Origin of the sequence: Peribacillus sp. FSL E2-0159 (assembly GCF_038643155.1) — a bacterium.
GTDB lineage: Bacteria > Bacillota > Bacilli > Bacillales > DSM-1321 > Peribacillus > Peribacillus simplex.
The window spans coordinates 1,949,734-1,973,694 of the sequence record NZ_CP152053.1 but is presented as its reverse complement, the minus strand read 5'-3'; the positions used below and the strand labels follow the sequence as shown (position 1 = coordinate 1,973,694).

19 protein-coding genes are annotated in these 23,961 nt (G+C 36.5%); 8 read left to right on the top strand and 11 right to left on the bottom strand.

Annotation, left to right across the window (positions count from 1 at the left end; genetic code table 11):
- Nucleotides 1–100 precede the first annotated feature (100 nt).
- The 4 genes from NYE63_RS09775 to NYE63_RS09760 are packed head-to-tail and all read left to right on the top strand — an operon-like array spanning nt 101 to nt 4,757.
- Nucleotides 101–1,330, top strand: a complete 1,230-nt coding sequence (locus tag NYE63_RS09775) for an extracellular solute-binding protein (RefSeq protein ID WP_342604963.1) — start codon at nt 101–103, stop codon at nt 1,328–1,330.
- A gap of 46 nt (nt 1,331–1,376) precedes the next feature.
- Nucleotides 1,377–2,210 (top strand): sugar ABC transporter permease, encoded by an 834-nt coding sequence (locus NYE63_RS09770; RefSeq protein ID WP_230162282.1) that lies wholly within the window; start codon nt 1,377–1,379, stop codon nt 2,208–2,210.
- Entirely contained in the window at nt 2,210–3,031 is an 822-nt protein-coding gene (locus tag NYE63_RS09765) for a carbohydrate ABC transporter permease (RefSeq protein ID WP_063234577.1), read from the top strand. Before NYE63_RS09770 ends, NYE63_RS09765 begins: the two co-directional genes overlap by 1 nt.
- Before the next feature lie 52 nt (nt 3,032–3,083).
- Entirely contained in the window at nt 3,084–4,757 is a 1,674-nt protein-coding gene (locus tag NYE63_RS09760) for an alpha-glucosidase (RefSeq protein WP_342604962.1), read from the top strand.
- A gap of 405 nt (nt 4,758–5,162) precedes the next feature.
- Here the strand turns inward: NYE63_RS09760 and NYE63_RS09755 are convergent, their stop codons facing one another.
- A complete protein-coding gene (locus NYE63_RS09755; protein WP_342604961.1) occupies nt 5,163–5,927 on the bottom strand; it encodes a hypothetical protein in 765 nt (254 codons plus the stop codon).
- A gap of 777 nt (nt 5,928–6,704) precedes the next feature.
- Here NYE63_RS09755 and NYE63_RS09750 point away from each other — a divergent pair.
- Nucleotides 6,705–7,391: a helix-turn-helix transcriptional regulator gene (locus NYE63_RS09750; protein ID WP_342604960.1), complete on the top strand. Its 687-nt coding sequence runs from the start codon at nt 6,705–6,707 to the stop codon at nt 7,389–7,391.
- Nucleotides 7,392–7,488: 97 nt separating this feature from the next.
- Here NYE63_RS09750 and NYE63_RS09745 read toward each other — a convergent pair whose 3' ends face one another.
- The 3 genes from NYE63_RS09745 to NYE63_RS09735 form a co-directional block, all read right to left on the bottom strand.
- The gene (locus NYE63_RS09745; protein ID WP_342604959.1) at nt 7,489–8,373 is read right to left on the bottom strand and encodes a DMT family transporter; all 885 of its coding nucleotides are present in this window, start codon (nt 8,371–8,373) and stop codon (nt 7,489–7,491) included.
- Between the two features lie 264 nt (nt 8,374–8,637).
- A complete protein-coding gene (locus tag NYE63_RS09740; RefSeq protein WP_144479630.1) occupies nt 8,638–9,024 on the bottom strand; it encodes a VOC family protein in 387 nt (128 codons plus the stop codon).
- Between the two features lie 432 nt (nt 9,025–9,456).
- On the bottom strand, nt 9,457–10,701 hold the full coding sequence (locus tag NYE63_RS09735) for an MFS transporter (RefSeq protein ID WP_342604958.1): 1,245 nt from the start codon (nt 10,699–10,701) through the stop codon (nt 9,457–9,459).
- Between the two features lie 172 nt (nt 10,702–10,873).
- On the opposite strand from NYE63_RS09735, the gene NYE63_RS09730 reads away from it, so the two are divergent.
- Entirely contained in the window at nt 10,874–11,758 is an 885-nt protein-coding gene (locus NYE63_RS09730) for a LysR family transcriptional regulator (RefSeq protein WP_342604957.1), read from the top strand.
- Between the two features lie 310 nt (nt 11,759–12,068).
- Here NYE63_RS09730 and NYE63_RS09725 read toward each other — a convergent pair whose 3' ends face one another.
- A complete protein-coding gene (locus NYE63_RS09725) occupies nt 12,069–12,812 on the bottom strand; it encodes a glucose 1-dehydrogenase (RefSeq protein WP_342604956.1) in 744 nt (247 codons plus the stop codon).
- 53 nt (nt 12,813–12,865) lie between these two features.
- Entirely contained in the window at nt 12,866–13,618 is a 753-nt protein-coding gene (locus NYE63_RS09720; protein WP_342604955.1) for a glucose 1-dehydrogenase, read from the bottom strand.
- Nucleotides 13,619–13,885: 267 nt separating this feature from the next.
- On the opposite strand from NYE63_RS09720, the gene NYE63_RS09715 reads away from it, so the two are divergent.
- A complete protein-coding gene (locus tag NYE63_RS09715) occupies nt 13,886–15,025 on the top strand; it encodes a LuxR C-terminal-related transcriptional regulator (RefSeq protein ID WP_342604954.1) in 1,140 nt (379 codons plus the stop codon).
- Between the two features lie 156 nt (nt 15,026–15,181).
- On the opposite strand, the gene NYE63_RS09710 is transcribed toward NYE63_RS09715, so the two are convergent.
- From NYE63_RS09710 to NYE63_RS09690, 5 genes are all read right to left on the bottom strand, one after another.
- Complete coding sequence (locus tag NYE63_RS09710) at nt 15,182–16,321, bottom strand: Ger(x)C family spore germination protein (protein ID WP_342604953.1); 1,140 nt, start codon at nt 16,319–16,321, stop codon at nt 15,182–15,184.
- Nucleotides 16,321–17,832 carry a spore germination protein gene (locus NYE63_RS09705; RefSeq protein WP_342604952.1) on the bottom strand — a complete coding sequence of 504 codons (1,512 nt, stop codon included), beginning with the start codon at nt 17,830–17,832 and terminating at the stop codon, nt 16,321–16,323. Before NYE63_RS09705 ends, NYE63_RS09710 begins: the two co-directional genes overlap by 1 nt.
- Complete coding sequence (locus tag NYE63_RS09700; RefSeq protein WP_342604951.1) at nt 17,804–18,907, bottom strand: endospore germination permease; 1,104 nt, start codon at nt 18,905–18,907, stop codon at nt 17,804–17,806. The genes NYE63_RS09705 and NYE63_RS09700 overlap by 29 nt, the downstream gene beginning before the upstream one ends.
- Nucleotides 18,908–19,205: 298 nt before the next feature.
- The gene (locus tag NYE63_RS09695; protein WP_342604950.1) at nt 19,206–20,762 is read right to left on the bottom strand and encodes a BCCT family transporter; all 1,557 of its coding nucleotides are present in this window, start codon (nt 20,760–20,762) and stop codon (nt 19,206–19,208) included.
- A gap of 145 nt (nt 20,763–20,907) precedes the next feature.
- Nucleotides 20,908–21,942, bottom strand: coding sequence for an SRPBCC family protein (locus NYE63_RS09690; protein WP_342604949.1), 1,035 nt, complete (start codon nt 21,940–21,942; stop codon nt 20,908–20,910).
- Between the two features lie 315 nt (nt 21,943–22,257).
- Here NYE63_RS09690 and NYE63_RS09685 point away from each other — a divergent pair, with 315 nt between their 5' ends.
- Nucleotides 22,258–23,676, top strand: a complete 1,419-nt coding sequence (locus NYE63_RS09685) for a sigma 54-interacting transcriptional regulator (protein WP_342604948.1) — start codon at nt 22,258–22,260, stop codon at nt 23,674–23,676.
- Nucleotides 23,677–23,961: the final 285 nt, after the last annotated feature.

The following is a 23,961-nucleotide window of genomic DNA, read 5'->3' as shown; positions in this document are numbered from 1 at the left end:
AACGGCTTAACGTAAACGTTTACTATCATTGATGATTCCATTAGAGTAAACGTTTACTTATAGATAAAATAGACGAAATTTTCAGACAGGAGATACGTATATGAAGAATAAGTGGCGTTACCTCTGTACTACAGCATTTATAGCCAGTTTACTTACAGGATGTACTAATCAAACAACAGCTGATGAAAAAATCCATATTGAATTTTTTCAAAATAAGCCGGAAGCTGTAGCGACATTTGATCATTTAATTGAAAGGTTTGAAAAATTGCACCCCAATATTGATATTGAACAGAATAACGTTCCTGATTCCGAGACGGTATTACGGACGAGATTGGTGAAAGAAGATGTACCAGACCTTTTAGCGATCGGAGGCAATGCTACGTATGGCGATATTGCAGAAGAAGGATTATTTTATGATTTTTCAAAGGATTCAGCCATCAATAAAGTTATACCAGACTATGTTAATATGCTTAATTTATTAGGTAGAACGAATAATGAGGATAATGGAATTCCCTTTGCGACGAATGCAAATATGCTTTTATATAACAAGGATAAATTTAAAGAGTTAGGGTTACAAGTTCCCGAAACATGGGATGAGCTAATTAACGTTTCAAAACGGATTCAAAAACAAGGAGAATTACCTTTTTATTTTACGTATAAAGATGCTTGGACTGCAATGGTCTCATTTAATGCCTTAGCAGGAAACTTGCAAGGTGACAACTTTATCCAGGATCGCAATTCCAATAAAACAACTTTTACAGAGCATTACAAGGAAACTTTAGATAAAATGCTTACATTGCTCGATTATGGTCATAAGGATAATTTTGGCCGTGACTATAATGCAGGCAATCGGGCGTTTGCAAATGGTGAATCAGTTATGTATATCCAAGGAAGCTGGGCAATCTCATCAATTAAAGCAATTAACCCAAATATAAAACTCGGTTCCTTTCCCTTACCTGCATCCAATGATTCATCTCAAAACAAACTCGTATCAGGTGTAGATACTGCATTAACGATGTCAAAAGATACACCACATAAAAAAGAAGCGTTAATGTTTATTCATTTTTTATTAGAAAAGGAAAATTCACAGTATTACATTCAAGAACAAAACAGTTTTTCTGCAGTTAAAAATGTTTTACAAAATGATGAAGCTTTAAAAGAGTTAAACCCTTATTTTGTACAACAAAAAATCACTAGTTTTCCGGAACACTATTTCCCTGCTAGTATGCAAGCAGCCAATTTAGTACAGGATTTTCTAATTAAAGGAGAAGTCAAACCGTTCCTTTCAAAACTGGATGATGAGTGGAATAAAGTCAAAGCGAGAGAATAACAAGGGGGAAAAACGAGTGGTTAAACAATCCAAAGCCTATTACTGGATGGTGCTTCCAGCATTTTTAATATTTTTTGTATTTCATACAGTTCCAGTTTTTCAAGGAATGATTTATAGTTTTACAAATTATAAAGGGTATGGGGATTTTAATTTTGTTGGCTTAAAAAACTATGTGAATTTATTCCAAGACCAACGTATTTTGGCTTCCTATGGCTTTACATTTAAATTTGCCATTGTTTCCACTTTACTCGTAAATATCATTAGTTTGGCAATTGCCATAGGACTTAATGCAAAGATTAAATTTCAAAATACACTTAGAGCTGTGTTTTTCGTGCCGAATATTCTAAGCGTATTAATCGTTGGGTTTATCTTTAATTATTTATTTGCATTTTTTATCCCTCAAATTGCTGAAAAGTTGGGCATCACATCTTTAACACAAAATATTCTTGGTAACCCAGATTTAGCATGGGTTGGAATTGTGATTGTGGCTGTATGGCAAGCCGTTGCATTTAATACCATTCTCTATTTAGCAGGATTACAAACGATTCCAACTGAATTGTACGAAGCTGCTAGTTTAGATGGTGCGGGAAAATGGAAAAGTTTTAAACACATTACATTTCCACTTATTGCATCATTCTTCACCATAAATATGGTGCTTGCAATGAAAAACTTTTTGATGGTATTTGACCATATTATTGCAATGACAAATGGAGGTCCAGGTCAATCCACGGAAGCCATTTCGGTATTGATATATAAAGGGGGCTTCTCAGGGGGGGAGTTCGCTTATCAGGCAGCAAATTCTGTGATCTACTTTATTTTAATTGTGGTTATATCAATCCTGCAAATTAAATTCCTTCAAAAACGTGAGGTGGATATGTAATGGAAAGTAAAAAAGTAAATTGGCCTATAACCATACTGCTAATTTTTTGCTCACTGGTTATCTTATTTCCCCTCTACCTAACAGTCGTGACAGCATTCAAGTCACCAGATGAAATGAGTAAATCCCTTTTGTCTCTGCCTCATACATTAAGATGGGAAAACTTCGCTGAAGCCATTCGCCTGACGAATTTTTTTCAATCTATTAAAAATAGCTTTATCGTTACAGTTTTTACAGTTGCTCTTACATTACTGACAAATTCGATGGTGGCTTATGCCATTGCACGGAATATGCATAGACGATTCTTTAAGTTGCTTTATTACTATTTTGTTAGTGCGATGTTTGTACCTTTTCCGATCATTATGTTGCCTGTTGTAAAGCAAACTAGCCTATTCGGATTAAATAATATGACAGGACTTATCTTTCTGTATATTGTATACGGTTTGGCTTTTAATATTTTTATTTATGTGGGCTATATACGTTCGATTCCCAAGTCATTAGAAGAAGCAGCTTATGTAGATGGAGCAAGTATTTGGACAGTATTTTGGAAAGTTATTTTTCCATTATTAAGCCCAATAAACGCAACAGTCGGAATTTTAACATGTTTGTGGGCATGGAATGATTTTATGTTACCACTTGTTATTTTAAGTGATCGTGATTCGATGACATTGCCGCTTGTTCAATATGTATTCCAGTCACAGTTTACAACAAATTATAACTTAGCATTTGCCTCCTATTTAATGGCACTCTCCCCTATGGTCCTTGTTTATATCATAGCTCAAAAATGGATTATTAGTGGTGTGACAAAAGGTGCTGTTAAATAAGGGGAATATGAGACTGATTAAGAAACAAATTAGAAGTGAAAGGAAGATGAAATTGGAGAAAAAATGGTGGAAAGAAAGTGTTGTTTATCAAATTTATCCTCGGAGTTTCATGGATAGTAATGGGGACGGAATTGGAGATTTACGTGGAATTATTTCAAAACTTGATTATTTAAATGAATTAGGAGTTAATGTCGTTTGGCTATCACCTGTTTTCAAATCACCAAACGATGATAATGGCTATGATATTAGTGACTATCAAGACATTATGGATGAGTTTGGTACCCTGAATGACTGGGATGAACTTTTGGTAGGATTACATTCACGCAATATGAAATTAATGATGGATCTAGTTGTTAATCACTCATCAGATGAACATAAATGGTTCATTGAATCCCGATCATCAAAAGATGATCCGTACAGAGACTACTATATTTGGCGCCCCGGCAAAGATGGAAAAGAGCCAAACAATTGGACATCAGTTTTTAGTGGTCCAGCTTGGCAATATGATAAAGAAACAGATGAATACTACCTTCATCTGTTTAGCAAAAAACAGCCTGATTTAAATTGGGCAAACCCTACAGTAAGAAAAGAAATTCATGACATGATGATATGGTGGCTTGATAAGGGCATTGATGGTTTTCGAATGGATGTGATTAACCTCATTTCCAAAGCGGAAGGATTGCCCAGCACTCCAGGCGGAAAGCGATACGACTGGGGTGGCGATTTCTTTATGAATGGTCCTCGTGTGCATGAGTATCTACAAGAGATGAATCGTGAGGTACTTTCGAAATATGACATGATGACAGTCGGCGAATGTCCTGGGGCATCCGTTGATGATGCCACTAAGTATGCGAATAGTGAAGGTACTGAACTAAATATGATTTTCACATTCGAACATATGGATTTAGACTCAGGACCAGGCGGAAAATGGGATGTAAAGCCTTTAAAGCTGGACGATCTTAAAGAATGCATGACAAAATGGCAGAAAGGATTGGAAGGAAAAGGATGGAATAGCCTTTATTTAAACAACCATGATCAACCAAGAATGGTCTCTCGCTTTGGCAATGATACATCTTACCGAGTAGAATCCGCAAAAATGCTTGGAACATTCCTTCATATGATGCAGGGAACGCCTTATATTTATCAAGGTGAGGAAATAGGTATGACAAATGTTAAATTTAGTCTTGATGATTATAAGGATATTGAGATTCTGAATATGTACCGTGAAAAAGTTATAGAGGGTCAAGAGGATAAAGCTAAAGTAATGGAATCCATTTATATTAAAGGCCGTGATAACGCTAGAACTCCTATGCAATGGGACGATAGTAAAAATGCTGGTTTTACAACAAGTACTCCTTGGTTAAAAGTAAATCCAAACTATAGAGAAATTAATGTGAAACAATCATTAGAAGACTCGAATTCTATCTTTTACTACTATCAAAAACTAATTAAGTTAAGAAAAAAATATGACGTAATTGTGTACGGTGCATATGATCTTATTTTAAAAGAAAATGAGCAAATTTATGCGTATAAACGTACTTTAGATAACGAAACATTACTTGTTATTTGCAACTTTACAGGGGAAGCAGCCTACTTTGAATTACCAGAACACATTAGCTGTGAAGCTAGACAACTGCTAATCAATAACTACGCGGATCAAAACAGTGATGAAATTTCTTCTAATACATTAAAACCTTATGAAGCGCGCGTTTATCTCTCGAAGTAACGAAAAAAAGTAACCTAGATCGTTTTTGACTTTATGCAGAGTTCACCTTTTGATGAACCTATTCTTTTTAAGCATATGCATCGTAAGGTTCGTGTGCGAGGACTTACAATTAATATTCTAAAACTAGATATACGGATACTTTCAAATTAAAAAGGCATGTGTATAGGGATAAAAAATAACTTTATATCCGAAAAACTTACCCATTAGGTAAGTTTTTCTTTTTTTCGTTTTAAATTACCGATAACAATACTAGTGAATTTAAATGGGTTATTATAATTCATGTTTTTTGCCTTAACCAGGTGGATGCGATAATCCTAGAATTTCCGGTTAATTTAAATCTTCTATTTAATTCTTTAAAAAGTTCTATATTTTCATTATCCCTCCTGCAAATAAAAAGCACCCAATTTAATGGATGCTTAGATTTCCTTTCTTTCGTAATCTTATTTCAAATTTATCACTGAAAAATTCATTTGCATTAAATATAGTACTAATGTCTGAAATATCACCTACATTCACAATTAATGCTTCATCAACTTCTTGATCTGTGAGGACTATGCGATATTCATATTGATTTTCAAAATATTTATCTTTCCAAAAATAAATATCAGTCCCTTGATTTTTATAAGAGCTCATCCTAGCTGAGGAATTGATGTTATAATCATCATATTTTACCAAGCCTCCTCTGTAAGCATAACCTTTTTCATTGAGTGTTCTAGTGATTCTGTCAATAAATTGCGATGGGGTAACAAAAATCAAGCTATCTCCGAACTCCCTGATCATTTTATCGATTTGTTCATTAGGTAAATCAAATTTGGTATAGTAATACTTTTCATCCTCCTTAACCACTTTTAACATATCGCCGACAATTGCAAACATACAATATAATGGTCTTTTTTCATTTATATTTTTTCTGAAGTTCATTTTTTTAGTTCGCCCCGACATTATTAATTCATGGGTATCTTGAGTAAAGAAATTCATTGTTAATTCCGTAAAAACATGTGCTGCTTCAAATTTGTCTCCTACACCTTTTTCTCCCGAAGCACTTTCCATATCAATATACTTTTTGAAATTATTCATATATAAATCTCCGGACAAGAAACTTTCCACAAAGGGTGTGAACTTTATAAATCCAAAAACTTGACTTTTAAATCCAACGTCTGATATTTTCATACTCTTCATTCCCTCCTATTTGACTACTAAATTCGACAAAAGGGACTATTCACCGATATTTATTCCAAGACTATTAAGGAACTTTTCCTGTTAGTGAACATGTAAGAATGTATGCCTAGTTCACAAAGAATATACTTCATTAAAAAACGCTTATCCAAAGGATAGACTGTCTTTCTTCTGTTTAGCTTCCACAAGCATATTCGTTATGATTTCCTGTTGTCTTAACAAATTACGAAAGTCTAAAAGCTGAATTTCTCTAATTTTATGAGGTTCACCTTTGTAATGCAGCACAGACAACTGGTTCGCATCATTGCGTATGTTTTTCCCTTCCATAAAATGGAGGTATTTCCCTGATGAGAAATAATCGGATTTAATAAGATATATAGAATCCCTTGTTCCTCCAGATATTGAATAACGGTAGAATGGTAATGCCCTGTAGATTCTAAAATGACCATATCCATCCTTAAAGAATTTTCAGAGCTTCAGCCATTATTTCGGATGTTTCTTTATCAGGTAATGTACCTGTTAAGCCCTGTACATATTTATAGAAAGCTTTATAAGATATTAAAAAGGAAGTACAAGCCATGAAATAAGAAATAATTAACGCGGAAAATAACCGTTTCAAAGCGGGAATCGTGAATATACAGAATATCACCAGGGCAGCGGTACTGTATAATAGAAAAATAAGTTTTCATATTTTAAAATGCTATTTACTTTGCGTTCAGCTTATTCAAACTAAAATTAACTAAAATATCGGTAGAAAGGTTGGTAACTATTTTGAGTATAAATCCAAATATGGTGGAGATAGCCTCCCTCCTTGGGGAAACATCACGTGCAACGATACTTGCAAGTTTACTGGATGGGCGTTTTCATACGGCAGGTGAATTAGCAATGATGGCTGTAATAACACCTCAAACCGCCAGCTTTCACCTATCTAAACTAGTGGAAGGTAACCTTGTTAAAGTTGAAAAACACGGACGACATCGTTACTATCAGCTAGCAAATGGAGAAATTGCGCGCATTTTAGAATCATTGCTTGCCATTTCTCCACCTCCTGAAGTTCGGTCGTTAAAACAATCAAGCCAAGTCAAAATGCTTCAGGAAGCCAGAACTTGCTATGATCATTTGGCAGGAAAACTAGGAGTCCAATTAACCGAATCGATGTTGAAAGCCGGATATTTGGAAAAAGAAGAGAGAGAGTTTACAGTTACACCCAAAGGAGATCATTTTTTTTCTGAATTCGGCATCGATTTACTTGATTTAAGAAGAAAACGCCGTTCATTTTCCCACTCATGTTTAGACTGGAGTGAACGTCACCATCATCTTGGCGGTACTTTAGGAAATGGGCTCCTTACACATTTATTTGATTTAGGCTGGATAGTCCGTGTTCCGTCTATTCGCGCAGTAAAAGTAACACCTAAAGGGAAAGAAGGATTTAAAGAAGTTTTTTGTATAGAGGTATAATTTAACGATCCCTCATGGTGCAAAAGAAAAGGGCTCTTTTCTTTTGCACCATGAGGGAATTTCTGTCTTTAGCAGCTAAGGGCAATCCATACGATTACTATAAAGCTCTTTTAACAAATTTATTTCCCTTTTGGAAATTTCCATTTACAAGATAGATGCCAATGATAATAAACAGTCCGCCAATTAGAAGTGAAGTGTATATCGGTTCACCTAATAGTGCCCACCCTGATAATACTCCGAAGAAAGGTGCCAAAAATAAAAAGGCACTTGTTTTTCCTGGATCACACTTTTGTAAAAGGTAATACCAAACAGCGAATTGTACGATTGATGACATGATACTTAACCATAATAAAATGAACAACGAATTACCATTCATTATGAAAAATGGTTTTTCAAGAATAAAGCTGCCAAGTAAAAGCAGTAAACCACCAAAAAGCATCTGATAGGCAGATAATACCCAAGTATCGGAAATCGCTCCCCATTTTTTCGCCAATAAAGTGGAAATGGCCCAGAAAACAGCAGAAAGAATGCCGAAAAGAATACCAACCTTAAATTCAAGTTGAGCTCCCATCGTTATAATTACTCCAACTAATCCTAATGAAACTCCAATCCATTGATATAGTTTATAGCGTGTTTGTGAAAAGATAGTACCGAATACAACAACAAGTAACGGGTTCGTGAATGTAAGAATTGAGGATTCACTTGCTGTAATAGTGCGTAAACTCAGGAAAATGCACCCCATTACTCCGGCTGTTTGAAAAGTGCCGATAATAAGCATTTTTATCCAACTCCCTCTAGAGTTTGGATGCGGTCTTTTTAAAAAGATTACGATCATCGCCATTATGAATCCGGCAAGTGTGAAGCGTAATGCTGCTAATAATAATGGGGATGAATAAGGCAGACCCATTTTAACTACTGCAAAAGAAGAACCCATTAAAAATGTCGTTAAAAGTATCAACAGTGTAAATTTGTAAACATTCATTTTTTTATCTCCTGACATATTTAAATAACCGATCTACCGATATTATAGCTGGTGATTATTTCAGCTATCATCGAAATATGGAATACATGTGGAGATAAATTTAATAGTATCGACATATCATAGGAATCCTCATCGTTTAATTGGCATTAGTGACCTCTTTAAATCATCCATTCATCTATTGAAATCATCTTCAATTCTTGAAGTTCCCCCCCATCAAACTTATGTCTTAAAGCTCTCTCATCAACCGAGCTAAGCTAGTAATTGCTATTTTTCATATATTTCAAGAGGCAAATCATCCGGATCACAAAAAAAAGTAAACCTTTTTCCTGTTAACTCATCAACACGGATAGGTTCGACTGGAATGTTTTCTTTTTCTAGATCTTCAATCGCTTGATTAATATCTTCCACTTCAAAAGCAAGATGTCTAAGCCCTCTTGCTTCAGGATAACTTGGACGATGGGGGCTATCAGGAAATGAGAACAATTCCAACTGATATTCCCCTCCGACCATTAGATCCAATTTATACGATTTCCTTTCTGTCCGATATGTTTCCTTCTCAATATCACACCCTAAAATATTTACATAGAAGTTTTTTGATTTTTCATAATCGGAACAAATTATTGCTACATGATGTATTTTTTTTACTTTCATTTGCTTCCTCCCTAAGAACATTGGTTATTTTAATAATCTAATTTTACCAAAGTTATACATTAATAAAAACTTAGATTAATTGCAGAACATTTGAAAATAAAAACTGATATACATTTCAAACACTTAAACCTTTTTCTTAGCGAAACGATCCAGTGCCGAGAACAAATTACCTGCAAAAAGTAATAACAAAATCATGTTTGGATTGCTAATTTGAAACGACTAATACAGTTCTATTTCGTACTCGGAAAGGAGACGAATATGTATTACATTCGTTGAATGTATGTTTGGGTTATTCTTAGCTGGTTTAGTTTAAAAGATAAAAGGAGAGTACATATTATACAAGGCTAATATGTACTCTCCTTTATTTATTGTGAATTTTTATAATTAAAGTCTTTACTTGTATAAATTGTTGTTAAAGTCTTTGCGGCCGATTCACGGGTTACGCGAGGTTTGTTTCACTGGGTTCTGAGGTCTTAAAACATCATAATGTTTGTATCGGTATTGACGCTTTGAAAGGTATACCGAAAGTATTAGGGCAAGTAATAATAATCCCGCAATCATGCTGATTAGTCCACCCCATCCGAATATGGACCAAAACACACCCCCGACTGTTCCACCTACACTCGATCCAGCGTAGTAAAGAAATAGATATAATGAAGATGCTTGTGCCTTGTTATGTGAAGCACGTTGTCCGACCCAACTACTAGCAATCGAATGACCAGCAAAGAATCCAAAAGTAAACAATCCAAGTCCTATTATCTTCATAAACAAATCAGAATCCAAAGTTAAACAGACTCCGACGAACGCAATCAAAAGATTAATGATTAATATTTTTTGCTTACCGTGTCGATCTACCAATTTCCCTGTCCAGGCAGAACTAAACATTCCAATAATCATAACTATAAATATCCAGCTTACTAACGTTTGACTTAATGAATAAGGGTGGGCAATTAATACATAACCAATATAATTGAACAATGCTGCATTACTTCCTAACAGCAAAAATCCCATCGTATATAAGCAAAGTAATTCTGGATCCTTGAGATGGTCAATTAATGATTTCCCTAACCTTCCAATCTCTAATTTACGAGGTTGGAAATTTTGCGAAGGAGGTAAGCTAATCCAAAAAATCAGGGTGGCCACTAAGCTTATTAGACCGATTCCGCCTATTGCTATATGCCAACCAAGGTAGTCGCTCAGCATACCAGAGATAATTCTACCACACACAGCGCCAATTGCATTGCCACTGATATACAGACCCATTGCGGTTCCAAGGCTTTTAGGCTCTATTTCTTCTCCAAGATAGGCCATTGCAATGGAGGGCAGGCCAGCCAATGCAATTCCTACCATAGTTCGAAACGCCAGTAAGAGATGAAAATTAGGGCTGAATGCTGTAAGAATACAAAGCACAGAAGCAACGAGCATAGAAATAACCATGATGGGCTTACGTCCCCATACTTCAGACAAAGAACCAAAAACCAGCATGCTGATGGCTAGAGCTATTGTTGTGACCGAAAGTGACAGACTTGCAGTAGTTGGAGAAATACTAAACTCTCTAGAAAACTCTGGCATTAAAGGCTGCACACAGTAAAGAATAGCAAATGTATTGAAACCAGCCGCAAAGAAAGCAAAGCTAGTTTTGCGAAAGACTGGTGTACCGTGTCGAATATAACTCATAATACAATCAACCTATGCCATAAATGTTGCATAAAAAATCATTCCTTTTAACAAAATTCTGTTCTTGAATTTTATGTTACCACCGATATCTTATGATGTATAATTCATAATAATAATTGTTTTAATGATTATATGGAATGAATGAACTGATTTATGAAAGAGGTGTCTAAGAATGGAATGGCAACAGTTTGAATACTTCCAAACTCTAGCACGTATGCAACACGTGACGCGTGCGGCAGAAGCGTTATCAATCACCCAGTCTGCCCTCAGCCGATCTATTGCTCGATTTGAGGATGAAATAGGTGTTCCATTATTTGAACGTCAAGGACGTTCGATTAGATTAAATCAATATGGTCACATCTTTTTAAAGAGTGTGGATGGCATGATGAAGGAATTCCATAAAGGTAAACAAGAAATTCATGAGTTGCTCGAGCCAGAGCAGGGACAAGTTTCGCTTGGTTTTCTACACACGTTGAGCACGAATCTTATTCCAGATTTAATCGCTTCTTTTCGTATGCAATATCCAAAAATCAATTTTCAACTCACACAAAGCCCATCCCATACTCTTCTTGAGCAGTTACAATTAGGAGAATTGGATCTTTGTCTAATTGCGCCTATGGGAATGAAAGCGCCAATCCAATGGGCGCAACTTTGGACGGAGGAACTCTTTGTTATAGTCCCTAAAGGCCATAAATTCGCTAATTATGAAAGTATCACGTTAGAAGAAATAGCAGCAGAATCGTTTATTCTTTTAAAAAAAGGATATTCCCTCCGCATAACTGTCGAGCAATTGTTTGAGGAAGTAGGGATTACACCTAATATTACATTTGAAGGAGAGGAAGCAAACACCGTAGCAGGGCTTGTTGCTGCCGGGCTGGGAATCTCAATTCTACCGAATCTGAAAGGGACAGATCAAAGTGAAATATCGCAAATACGTGTTCAATGGCCCAAGTGCCAACGGGTAATTGGAGTTTCTTGGGTCGAGGGAAGATATTTATCACCTGCAGTTCGACAATTTAAACAATTTGTCTTTGATCATTTCTCCGTCGAGGAATAGGAATTTCTGTAAAGGAAGTATTATATAAAATAACTGACTGAGTTGCTAAGAGAAAAACTATATGTAATATGATAATTACCATATTTGTCCAAGTAGGGACATTACTCCTCTTTTCACATAGAATATTTGCACCTAAAAAGTGAGGACTTTAGAATTTAGATTTTTCATTATATGAAAAAAAAAACCTCCAGTATGATTGGTGTATACGGACACCAATCATACTGGAGGTTTTTATATTACATGTAAATATCACATCAAACGAATTTGACTGTTTGAGAGAACCAGCGAATAATCATTAAACTTGCCCTTATTACACTGCTGTATAACCGCCGTCGACAATAAGGCTTGTGCCTGTAACAAATGATGCATCGTCACTTGCAAGGAAGAGAACGGCTTTCGCCACTTCCTCCGCTCTGCCTAAACGGCCGATTGGATGTAAATCGATCAAACCTTGTCTAATCTCACCTTGTGCTTCCGCAATAAGTGGTGTATCAATATATCCTGGGCAAACTGCATTGACACGAATGCCATCTTTGGCATAAGTCGAACCTAACGTTTGTGTTAATAGTTTGACCCCGCCTTTCGCAGAAGAATAGGCTGTTACCCCCGGTTTCCCTGCATGGCTATGGATGGAGCCTGTATTGACAATGGCGCCGCCAGTAGATTGTTTTTGCATTTGCTCTATCGCATATTTATCGGATAGGAAGACACCGGATAAATTAATATCAATTGTTTTTTGCCATTGCTCATAGCTTAACTCATGAATGTTTCCGTCTCTTGCAATCCCTGCGTTTGCGAACATGATATCCAGTTTTCCATATTTGTTAACCGTCTCTTCGATCATATTCTTGACGTCATTTTCATTCGTCACGTCAGTTTTAACAAAAAGAGTATCATACCCTTTTCCATTTAACTCTTCTGACACAGCTTGTCCATGATCAGCAAAATCGGCAATGACCACCTTTGCTCCTTCTTCTGCAAATAATTGAGCCGTACTTGCTCCAATCCCGCTTGCTCCCCCAGTTACGATCGCCACTTTATTTTCCAATCTCATATATAAACACTCCTTAGTTTTGGTTTCTTATTTCCGCTAGAATGATAGGGATTTTAGCGAGCAGTTGCTCCGCCATCTATCACAAATTCGGCACCCGTCGTATAGGAGGATTCGTCCGAGGCAATGAAAAGCACTGTATTCGCCACATTGTTGACGCTGCCCAGATGTCCCAACGGGAATTCTTTACCCAATTCATCTTTTGTACTGCCCGTTTGTTCAGATGCATAGTCCGCCATCCCGGTATCGATATATCCTGGATGGATCGAGTTTACACGGACTCCTTTTGAAGCAAACTCGATGGCAGCATCTTTAGTCATTGTCCGGACCGCTCCCTTGCTTGCACCGTATAAAACATGACCAGGGGCTCCAATCAAGCCTGCAATGGAAGAAGCGTTTATGACTGAACCTTTATTTTGTTTCGCCATCAGTGACATAATATGCTTCATTCCCAAGAATACGCCGGTCACGTTAATCGACATGAGACGATTCCACTCCTCCAGTTCAATCTCCGCAACCGGTTTAATGATATAAATACCCGCATTGTTGAACAGAACATCCGCCTTATCAAAAGTATCGATTGTTACCTTAGCAACCTTTTTCCAATCTTCTTCATTGCTGACATCATGACGAATGAATAGGGCCTCTCCGCCGATTGACTGAATGTCTTTTACAACTTGATCACCGGAATCCTGGTTAATGTCTGTTATGACGATTTTTGCTCCTTCCCTAGCAAATAGCAAAGCTGTTTCTTTCCCGATTCCTGTACCCCCGCCAGTAATGATTGCCACCTTATTTTCAAGTCTCATGATTTCACCAGATCTCCTTTACTTATTTTCTGATACTGCCATCCTTAGAGGTTCTCGCTAGACTAGTATTCCTATTCAAGTAAATAAAGCTGACTTTAACAATTGTCCATCCCTTTAAATGGAATGCCGCTAAAAAAGCTTCATTGTCTGTCTATGCCTTTATTTTACTCCTCGTAATTTGAAATACTATCCTATAATATGCTGTATAATAATAGGGTAAGTATCCCCCTTATATAGGGGTATTTCGTTTAAGGAGAAGAGACTCGTATGACCCAGCCCTCTCATGCTTATGAAGAGATATCGTTTCAGCAATTCATATTATTCATAAAAAGCCATAACAAACAAATTGAAGAAAACATCAATATTTATTTGAATCTTGAGCCCCTTATATTAGAAAATGAACGTAAGGTGATACAAACATTACTGGAATCATTTCTACTATTTTTATCCGCTCCAAAAATCGAAGACATAAATGAAACATACGATAAGTATCTGGAAACTTGGCTTCAATCACATCTACCCATTTTAAATGTGAACCATTTCAGCATGTTCCGATTGATCTTTGAGAAGTCCATCGTTACCTTAATGTCCAACCTGAAACATGCCCATACCATTTCCATTTTAATGTTCTTATTATCCATTTTCTCTCATCTCATCCATAGCTATAACAAATGGATGGTTGTCGAACCAACGCAACTTTCAAAAACCCACGAAGAAAATGCTGAGCTTAAAAGGCTGAAACTATTAGACCAGTTAGATGAGCTTCTAATTAACTCATCAGGAATTAAGGATTTTGCTCATATCCTAAAAAAATGTGAAGAGTTCTTTCACTATAAAAGATGTGTTTTTTATGCTTATATTCCTTGGTCCAATCAATTTTACGGCACCATTGGATTGGAACTGCCCAAGGTTCAAAGCATGAGAGGACAACTCAGCTTAAAGCAATCCTTTGTTTTCAATTCAAAAAAGCCTGTATTTTTAAAGAATCCCAATCATTATATTAAAAAGGAACATATAACGTTGTTTAATCTTTCATCTGTCATATTTGTGCCGATTGTTCATGACCAGCAAGTTTTCGGCTGGCTGACCTTTGATCAATTAGGAGAGGAATTCGATTATTCAAAAGATGAACTGACTTTACTTGAACAGGTCGGAAAACGGTTAGGTTTATATTTATCAAGAAAGGATGATGAGGTTTCCATTGATACCGATCTACAATTGACGGAACGGGAATCCATGATTTTAAATTTGCTTGCAGAGGGGTATAACAATAAAAAGATGGCCGAATTATTGCAATTAAGCGAGCATACTATAAGGGATTATGTAAGCTGTTTAATGACAAAGTTTAAAGCCAAGAACCGCACACAAGTCGTAGTCTATGGATTTCGTTTTGGTCTTTTAAAGTAAAATCTGATTTACTTTAATCGGTATGTAAGGCAAAATAAATCCTTACATAGTTAGTTGTTGAATATATCATTTACAGAGGCTGCCATATCATAATCATTGGAAACGACTTTGAAGAAAGATTCTGTCATGGCAGCCTGCGATCCACTTCTGTAGGTATCAATTCATGTACTCATATTTATAATCGCCTGTTATTTTAATAGCAATATCCACATGAATATTACGAATGGATTCTTCATTAAGGCTAAAACCCTCTTTGGATACTTCTTTCCATTTTTTCAAATCCTTTCTGTAGATAACTCCTTCTAAATTATAGATGTCTATATTTTTTTCAAGAGCATATTTGTACGTATGCCTAATTTCTTTCTCTAATGCCCTCTTTATTTTTTCTTTAAGGTGGGGTAAGGAGATGTTTTCTTCCATATCCGTTACGGCACCTTCTACTTCAATTGAAATATCGAATTCGACTGTATCATTTACATAGATAGGCTTTATATTGAATTTTGGCCTCATTAGAGATATTTGAACATTTTTGTTGTTGTTGATTTTTATTCCAATTGGGGACCTTACCGTTTTTTTTGTTAACCATCTCATCCCCCCAAGATGTTTATTTGCTATCTCCCCCTTTAGCTGATTATTTTTAATAAAATAGGCCCCTGATAGTTTTACGGTGTTCTGTGTTTTTTCTTTTGCTTTCCATACCTCAGTTTTCAACGAAATCTTCGGTAGTTTTATTGTCATTCCTGTTTCATAATTTTGCGTATAAAATCTTTGGATCCGGATGGGTTCGACAAAGGATCTTAATTTATAAATATCCTTCGGATTGAAAATGCTTGTTTGCACTGATGAGCCGAATAGACTATTGACAAAAAGAATCTTTTCTAAAGAATCATCGGTTCCATATAACCAAGTTGTTTCCCTAATTTGCTGAAATCTTAAAATGGGGTCGTTTACGTTGTCCAATCCATGTTTTAGTAAGCTTTCAGAGAAAATGATCAATTTAACATGAGCCCAATAAATATACTGGTTTGACCTTTTATAAATGTCATTCATGGCCTCATTCATTGTTTTCCCGCGTCCTTTGGCGACCCAAACAGGTGTTGGTTTTGGTTCCAAGCCTTCTTGTTTAGCCACACCGGCAAAAGACGTCACCTGCACATAAATGACATACTGACCATTTTGATAATCTATTCCCATTGCACTTATATATTGAATATCTTGAATATCCTTGGTATCCCAGCAGCCACTTAAAAGAGCAAGGCTCAATACAAATAGTATAATTCTAAGGATCATTTTCATTAGCGATTTCCTTTTGTTCTGTCCTTAGTTTTCAGCATTTCGGCTCGTTTCTTTCTAAAGAGATATGGCTTCACAAAGACACCGCCCCCTAGAAGATCTTTCAAGGATAGTGGTGATATAGGCGCTAAGTAGGGTAAACCATAAATCTGCAGCCTTGATAAATAAAGGACAATGGAGAAAACACCGAGAAAGAATCCGAATAAACCTAAAACAGAAGAGAGAAATAATACAAAAAACCTGGCCATGCTTACAATTCCACCTAAAGATTGATTGATTAATGTATAGGTGGCTACAGCAGTGGTACCTGCCACCACCAACATCGTCGGGGATGTAATCCCGCCCCTAATTGCCGCATCCCCTATAATTAAGCCACCCACAACAGCCAGTGATTGACCGATTGCTTTTGGGAGTGTGATCCCTGCCTCTCGAAACAACTCAAATAAACCCAAAATCAAGAAGGCCTCTTGTTGAGGTGATATAGGCAACCCAAATCTAGATACGGTTATCGTCGCCAAGAATGGGAAGGGGAGCTGGTCTAATTGAAATGATATTAGTGCTATATAAAAACCTGGTAGAAATATGGATATCACTAGACCGATAATGCGAAAGAAATATTCGAAATTTGTATAGTAAGATGGAGTATGACGATCTTCCGCGGCTTTTAACAAGAGTGTAATATTACCTGGTCCAATTAAGGCAGTTGGTGACCCATCCACTAAAATGGCAAAGCGCCCATTATTTAAACTGGCTACAGCATAATCCGGCCTTCCCGTGTAATCAAAAAACGGGATCAGGTTGAACTTACTGCCTGATAAAAATTCTTCAAGTTCAGTGGTTCCCAACAAGACATCAGTGTTTATTGAAGTGATTTTCCTCTTTACCTGTTCAATAGTTTCTGGATTAACAACATCCTTCACATATAATAAATTGATTTTTGTCTTGCTTCTTTTCCCAATGGTAAATGTTTGATTTTCGAGTGTTGCGGTTTTATATCTTTTTCTGATCAACCCTAAATTAACAGAGATATCTTCAATAAATCCATCACGTGGACCTCGGATGGAAATTTCACTACTTGTTTCTTCGGGACTTCGATTCGGGATGCTTGGTAGGGAAAACATAAATAATAATTCCAATTCTTCAAATAGCATCAGAACCATCCCGGAAAATACGTTTTCCTCCACATCTTCTTTTTTAGTGGAGGAAGGGAAAACCCTGCTGACTTTAAATTCGTCTTGAGGATCCTCTATAACATCTTCTTCCTTCAGTCTAGAGTTTATGAATACATTACCTTCAAGCCGTGCTACTGATTCCCACAATTTTTTGACATCGACCAACACCTCTGAATAAATCAAAGTACAAATAAGGGGTGGATCTGTTTTCTCTTCAGATGTAATGGTATGCTTTTTGAATTTTACATCCGAGCTCATTCCGAATAATTCATTGAAATACTCCGTTTTTAGTTGGATCTCCGAAGAACTCCCCTTATTTGCCTTGTTCAATAGAGGCTCCATTCTTTTTCACCCTTTCTTTCAAAAAAATGACTATGTTAATGAAAAAGGTTATAACCAAAATGCTAATCACACTCAATTTAAAATAATATCGTTCCGTAAAATCCCTGTATGCTGGAATGTCGATTGGTATACAAAGCGCAATGATTAAGGAGACTGATATAGCAAGCAATACAATATTTTTTATTTTCTTTGATTTAATTTGAAACAGTTCACCCATTAGGAATATCGATAACGATACTCGGATAAATGCACCTGAAAGCCATTGGTATATTGATAAAAAATCCAGGCGGTTCAAATACTTACCCATGGTTAGTAACCGCCATTGAGCGTATGCAGGATTGCTGATTTTTGCAGCCTGTACCGGACCAAACTCTGTAATGGAGCCTATTATAGGTCCCATACTGATAAACAAAAGAAATAAACTTAAAAAAAGTAAACTCCTGAACTTTATTTCTGTCTTTACAAACTGTTGAATCAAAACGAGAAGAAATATCTCTGTAAAACCTCCACTTAGTATTACGACCCCGTCCCAAACAGGTGCAACTCCATTTTCAAAAATAGGGAAAAGCAAGGAGTAATCCTTATACTGTATATTTGCCGTCATTATCATAAATCCAAGTGCCACAACAAGGGGCAAAACCAATCCTCCGGCAATGGCTATTGTTTTGATTCCAGCCTCGGCAGCAATAAAACATAGGATGATGAAAGGTATAAATAATATATATTCTGGCGTTTGAATCATATAAGTACTGTTTACCCAGGAAAATGTGCTAAATAAAGTGACAAACAAATTTAATAAAAGATAGAAGAAAAGAAGGATTTTTATGGACCAGGCGGCGAGCGGGTGACTGTGAGTATGAAGCCAACCTATGATATGCTGTTGTTTTGTTTTATTTATGATCCAATAAACCATGGGAAGCCATAATAGAAAAAGCATCCCGGTGACTAAAGTGCTGATCCATGAATCTCTTCCGGATGCCCCAAGCAGTGAAGGCAAAACGATAACATGGTTCATCAACCCAATAGATAGAATCAGCACCATTGTCGCTTGAAAAGTAGAGATACTTTTTATCATGTGACACATCCCCTCTCTTTTAATATGAGGAGGCATTTTTGTTTTTATTCATACGGTGCATGATTTCTTTAAGGGACAGATAGGTATTTGAACGTCCCCTCCCGTCAATAAGCTCCGCTGAATCAAACTGCCATTTATCATCGTTTTGCGATAAGTAATTTAGAGAGACATTTTTTGTTTACAAATCGGAAAAGTATTGTACGGTTTCATCGAACGCCAAATAGGCACCAGCTGTTTTTTAGCTGGTGCCTGTTTGCGTTTGTCCCTTATACTGTATTCTCCCAGTTTGAATGATACTTTAAGATGTTAGTTTTGTAGGTTCTTCGTTGATGGTTTTTTCTATACTGCTACTTCCTGCCTGATCCTCTTTTATCCATTTAATGAGCGATATCGATGCCATCGCCATTATTAAGATGAGTGGAACGGAAGTAATGACTACTACTGATTGAAGAGCATGCAGTCCTCCACCGAACATCATGGAAAACGCTACAAGCTCTATGACCAACGCCCAAAATATTTTGTGCCATCCAGATGGTTCTTGATCTAATGACAACTTTTTTGATGCAGCGCTTGCTAATGTGAATGACGAAGAGTCCAGTGTAGCAGAAAGAAAAATAAGGGTGATAATCATAATGGCAAACAAGGCAATACTGCCACCGGGAAGCCCCTGGTAAATGGCAGCAATGGCTGCTTCCCCACCTTTTTTCTCTAATATGTCAATGACAGGAACAAGTTTATTAAGTTCAAAGTAAAGACCTGTATTACCCATGATGGAAAACGCCGCCCAACACCCTACAGTTCCTCCAATACATTCAGCAAAAATGACTTGTCTTATCGTTCTTCCTTTCGAGATTTTCGCTACAAATATGCCCATATAAGGAGCACAAGCAAACCACCAGGCCCAGTAGAATATCGTCCAAGCTTCCGGAAATCCAGAATTGGCAACAGAGTCGGTGTAGAAACTCATACGAAAGAAATTCTGTAACAAAATCCCAACGCTATCCGTGAATCTGGATATTATAAACAAAGTTGGACCAGCTAAAAGAACGAATGCAGAAAGTGCTAAAAAAAGGTACGTATTGATATTAGCTAATCTTTTTAGGCCCTTTTTCAGACCAAAATACGTGCTAACACAGAAGATTAATGTCAGGACTACTATTAACGACATATCTAACAAAAGGCTTCGTGGTATATTAAATAATTCAGAAATACCTTCAGAAATCATCGGAAGTCCCAAGCCTAGAGCAGCTCCTATTCCTCCAACCAGGCCAACCATGAAAAAAACGTCAATCGCTTTTCCTAACCAGCTATTTGCTCCCTTTTTGAGAACACCTTCACACGCTGAACTCAATTTCACACTCGGATTTTTCCTCACATATAAATTATAGGCAATCGGCAAAGCAGGTAGACAATATAGTACCCATGCACTAAAGCCCCAATGAAATAATCCATATGTAGACGCCCAATCTGCCGCAGCCGCTGTTTTTGGTTCGGCCCCAAAAGGCGGAGCAGTGTAATAATACGCCCATTCAATCGCGCTCCAGTACGTGATACTTGCACCAATTCCCGCCGTAAATAACATAGCTAACCAACTGAATGTCGAAAATTCCGGCTTGGTATCAGGCGCACCAAATTTTATTTTTCCATATTTACTAAACGCCAGCCAAATCAAGAAACCTAAAGCCGCCACCACAGCCCATAAATATAATGAACTCAAACTCTCGGCAATTAAATGATGAAGGTCTCCGAGGATTGCAGTCCCTCGTTTAGGATTTAATAGTACAGGAATTGATAAAGCAGCAAGAATAGCTAGAGCCGGCCAAAAGATTGCTTTATCAACATTTGATTGTTTCATAATAAAAGAACCCCTCTTTCAATGCTTTTTGATAGTATGATAACTTACACTTTCAGCTCCAGCTTTAATATAATTCACCTAACGAATGACCAACATATAAAGCGCTTTCAATTCAGCGAACATTAGGTCATTTATAGATTACAGACTAGCTTTGCATCGCCTTTGTGACTAATTGATGAAAATGTTTCAAACCGTGTTCGGTCGGAGAATATACTCCTCTTCCACAAGCCCTAGAATGTAATCCACTTTGTAATAACTCAACTAATTCGAAGTCTTCTTCCCGCACTTGATCTACAAATTTAATTAAATCTTCCTCGTCTTCAGTCAAGTTTTCATCAGCAAAATAATAACGATAAATTGCCAATGAACTTTTTTCATCAACCGGGATGATATGGCTCGTCGTCATATTTCCAGTACCTGGGTATATACTTATCATGGTATTCGGCCAAACCCAGTAAAAACGGGCACCAGGACCTTCTTCTTCATCACTAGCTGTTGTACACTGATAGGAAAAATTATCACAAGGAGTAATACTATATTTAGTTAAATCGAAGGCCTTCGAGAAGCTAGGATGTGCAATTTGACAATGATCACATTCCAAATAATTGTCAATGATCGATTTCCAGTTAGCTTGAACGATTCGACGGTTTTCCCTGACCTTTTTTAAGGAACTAAGAAATGTATATTCATTTATGTTATTTAAAAAAGATTGATAATCTGTTTCGAAAGCAGGTGCATCCTGATTTAGATTTACAAATATCATCGACTGATGTAACTCTAAACGAATTGGAGTCATGCAGCTAGGTTTTTCTATATCATTTGTTTTGAAATTTGGAGTCCTGTTCACCTTACCATCTAAATGGAATGTCCATCCATGATAAATACACTGGAGAATTTTTTTATTGCCCTGTTCTGTACGCTCGACTATCGCACCACGGTGAGGGCAAATATTATAAAAAGCATGCAACTCTTCGTCCTTGCCCCGTGTTACAATAATCGGCTCCCCAACCAAATCAAATGTAAAGAAGTCTCCAACCTTCTCTACCTGGCTTGTATGCCCAACCATAATCCAGTTTTTATAGAAAATATTTTCCTTTTCCTCCTTCATGACTTCGGGATCCACATAATGATTATAAGGTAGTGTATAGTCCAACTTTTTCATATCTTCTTTTGTAGACATAATGGCAGTTCCTCCTTTTAATAATGAATATAAAGACTTGCTCTGAATAAGGATCCAGGTATTACTTTTAAACCTCCTCTGCCGATTGGCATCATATTTCCTTATTTCTGCAGCATGCTTTACTTAACTCTTATGCAAGGATAATGCCAATTCAACAGCTCCCTATTATTACCGATATTTTACTATTTCCCCTTCTTTATTGTATAAATATGATTTATAATTGACTCAATTTAACCATAATAGACTCATTCTAGTTAATATAGACTCATTAACATCTTAAAAGGCAATGGAGGGAGCTAACTCATGCAAAACTTAATGAATAATGAAGAAAGAATTGAAATGAGTACTGAGATATTGAAAAAAATTTTAGATCATTCACCTAATGAGATTTATGTTCTTAACAAAGATGCCTGCATTATTTACGCAAATAAAGCTTATGAAAGGCATTATCGAAAGCAGTTAAGCGAAATAGTTGGAAAACATAATAATGAAATATTCTCCAAAGGATATTGGAAACCTAGTATTTTACCCTTTGTTTTGAAAGAAAAGAAACCGGTTACAATAAAGCAAGTTTCATATATTGGAAAGGAGCTGATTACAACAGCTATTCCTTTACTCAACGATGAACAGGAAATTGAACTAATTATTACAACAGCACAAGAACCAAACTATAAAGGGCTATACATTCCAGAGGAACAGGAACCAGAAGAACTAAGAGAAAAGAATGCCTATAAAGAAAGCGTAATTACGAACAACGAACAGATGAACAATGTAATGGAGGTATGCGATAAGATTTCTATGGTTGATGCGACCATTTTGATTCAAGGGGAGTCTGGTACAGGGAAAGGAGTGTTAGCTAAATACATTCATAATAGAGGACCTCGAAAGAACTCGCCTTTCTTATCAATTAACTGTGCCACCATACCGGAACAATTAATAGAATCAGAACTTTTCGGATACACGGATGGGTCTTTTACCGGGGCAAACAAAGGCGGAAAAAAAGGACTACTTGAAATGGCAAACGGCGGTACCGTATTTTTGGATGAAATAGGAGAAATCCCGTTTAATATTCAGGCTAAGCTTTTACAGGTTATTCAAGACCTTGAATTTCTTCCTGTGGGGGGCAGAGAACTAAAGAAAGTGGACATTCGTATTATTTCCGCTACCAATCGAGACTTAGTTGAGATGGTGCAGAAAAAACGATTTAGGGAAGATTTATATTATCGACTTAATGTGGTTAATTTACAAATACCGCCATTAAGGGAAAGAAAAGAAGATATCATCCCGCTATCTTACTATTTTCTTTCAGTATTCAATAAAAAGTATCAAGTTAATCGTATTATATCGAAGGAAGTCCTCGATATTTTTTATGAATATCCATGGTCTGGAAATATACGACAATTAGAGAATTTAATAGAAAGCTTAGTTGTAACCAGTGATGCTATCATTCAAGTATCTGATTTACCGACAATACTGCAACAAAAAAATGCTCAAGAAACCCCAAGTCAAGAAATGTCACTTAGTCAAAACAGCACAATCCAGAACAAATCAAGTCAAATGCCCCAAAATTATTCATTAGATACAGCGTTAGAAGAACTTGAAAGAAACCTGATTGTTACCTCTTATACAAAATACAGGAATACAAGGAAGGTTGCTCATCATTTATCCATTAGCCAATCAAAAGCATCACGGTTAGTACGGAAATACTGTAAGGATTTAGACCTTTATAAATGATTCATTAAAAATTTTCCGGTATAAGGCACGTTCTACACGTCTGCAAAGCCATAAAAAATAGAAAATTACGGAATGTGGATCCTAGCCAATCAGACCTGGTTATGGATTTGAATATAAAAAGAGCTCTGCCCTTTCTTATATTCCCGCAGTACTGCCAAAATCCGAATTACATTATTTACAGAAGTTCGACAGCATGGAGCATTTCAAACGAATAGCAGAAGATTATATCCATTATTTTAATCACCGACGAATCAAGTGAAATCAAAAGGCATGAGCCCAGCAGAT

Bases quoted from the DNA above. Each gene is read 5' to 3' on its own strand.
- NYE63_RS09775 (WP_342604963.1), top strand. From the start codon at position 101: ATGAAGAATAAGTGGCGTTACCTCTGTACTACAGCATTTATAGCCAGT.
- NYE63_RS09770 (WP_230162282.1), top strand. From the start codon at position 1,377: ATGGTGCTTCCAGCATTTTTAATATTTTTTGTATTTCATACAGTTCCA.
- NYE63_RS09765 (WP_063234577.1), top strand. From the start codon at position 2,210: ATGGAAAGTAAAAAAGTAAATTGGCCTATAACCATACTGCTAATTTTT.
- NYE63_RS09755 (WP_342604961.1), bottom strand. From the start codon at position 5,927: ATGAAAATATCAGACGTTGGATTTAAAAGTCAAGTTTTTGGATTTATA.
- NYE63_RS09745 (WP_342604959.1), bottom strand. From the start codon at position 8,373: ATGAATGTTTACAAATTTACACTGTTGATACTTTTAACGACATTTTTA.
- NYE63_RS09740 (WP_144479630.1), bottom strand. From the start codon at position 9,024: ATGAAAGTAAAAAAAATACATCATGTAGCAATAATTTGTTCCGATTAT.
- NYE63_RS09735 (WP_342604958.1), bottom strand. From the start codon at position 10,701: ATGAGTTATATTCGACACGGTACACCAGTCTTTCGCAAAACTAGCTTT.
- NYE63_RS09730 (WP_342604957.1), top strand. From the start codon at position 10,874: ATGGAATGGCAACAGTTTGAATACTTCCAAACTCTAGCACGTATGCAA.
- NYE63_RS09725 (WP_342604956.1), bottom strand. From the start codon at position 12,812: ATGAGATTGGAAAATAAAGTGGCGATCGTAACTGGGGGAGCAAGCGGG.
- NYE63_RS09720 (WP_342604955.1), bottom strand. From the start codon at position 13,618: ATGAGACTTGAAAATAAGGTGGCAATCATTACTGGCGGGGGTACAGGA.
- NYE63_RS09715 (WP_342604954.1), top strand. From the start codon at position 13,886: ATGACCCAGCCCTCTCATGCTTATGAAGAGATATCGTTTCAGCAATTC.
- NYE63_RS09710 (WP_342604953.1), bottom strand. From the start codon at position 16,321: ATGAAAATGATCCTTAGAATTATACTATTTGTATTGAGCCTTGCTCTT.
- NYE63_RS09705 (WP_342604952.1), bottom strand. From the start codon at position 17,832: ATGGAGCCTCTATTGAACAAGGCAAATAAGGGGAGTTCTTCGGAGATC.
- NYE63_RS09700 (WP_342604951.1), bottom strand. From the start codon at position 18,907: ATGATAAAAAGTATCTCTACTTTTCAAGCGACAATGGTGCTGATTCTA.
- NYE63_RS09695 (WP_342604950.1), bottom strand. From the start codon at position 20,762: ATGAAACAATCAAATGTTGATAAAGCAATCTTTTGGCCGGCTCTAGCT.
- NYE63_RS09690 (WP_342604949.1), bottom strand. From the start codon at position 21,942: ATGTCTACAAAAGAAGATATGAAAAAGTTGGACTATACACTACCTTAT.
- NYE63_RS09685 (WP_342604948.1), top strand. From the start codon at position 22,258: ATGAATAATGAAGAAAGAATTGAAATGAGTACTGAGATATTGAAAAAA.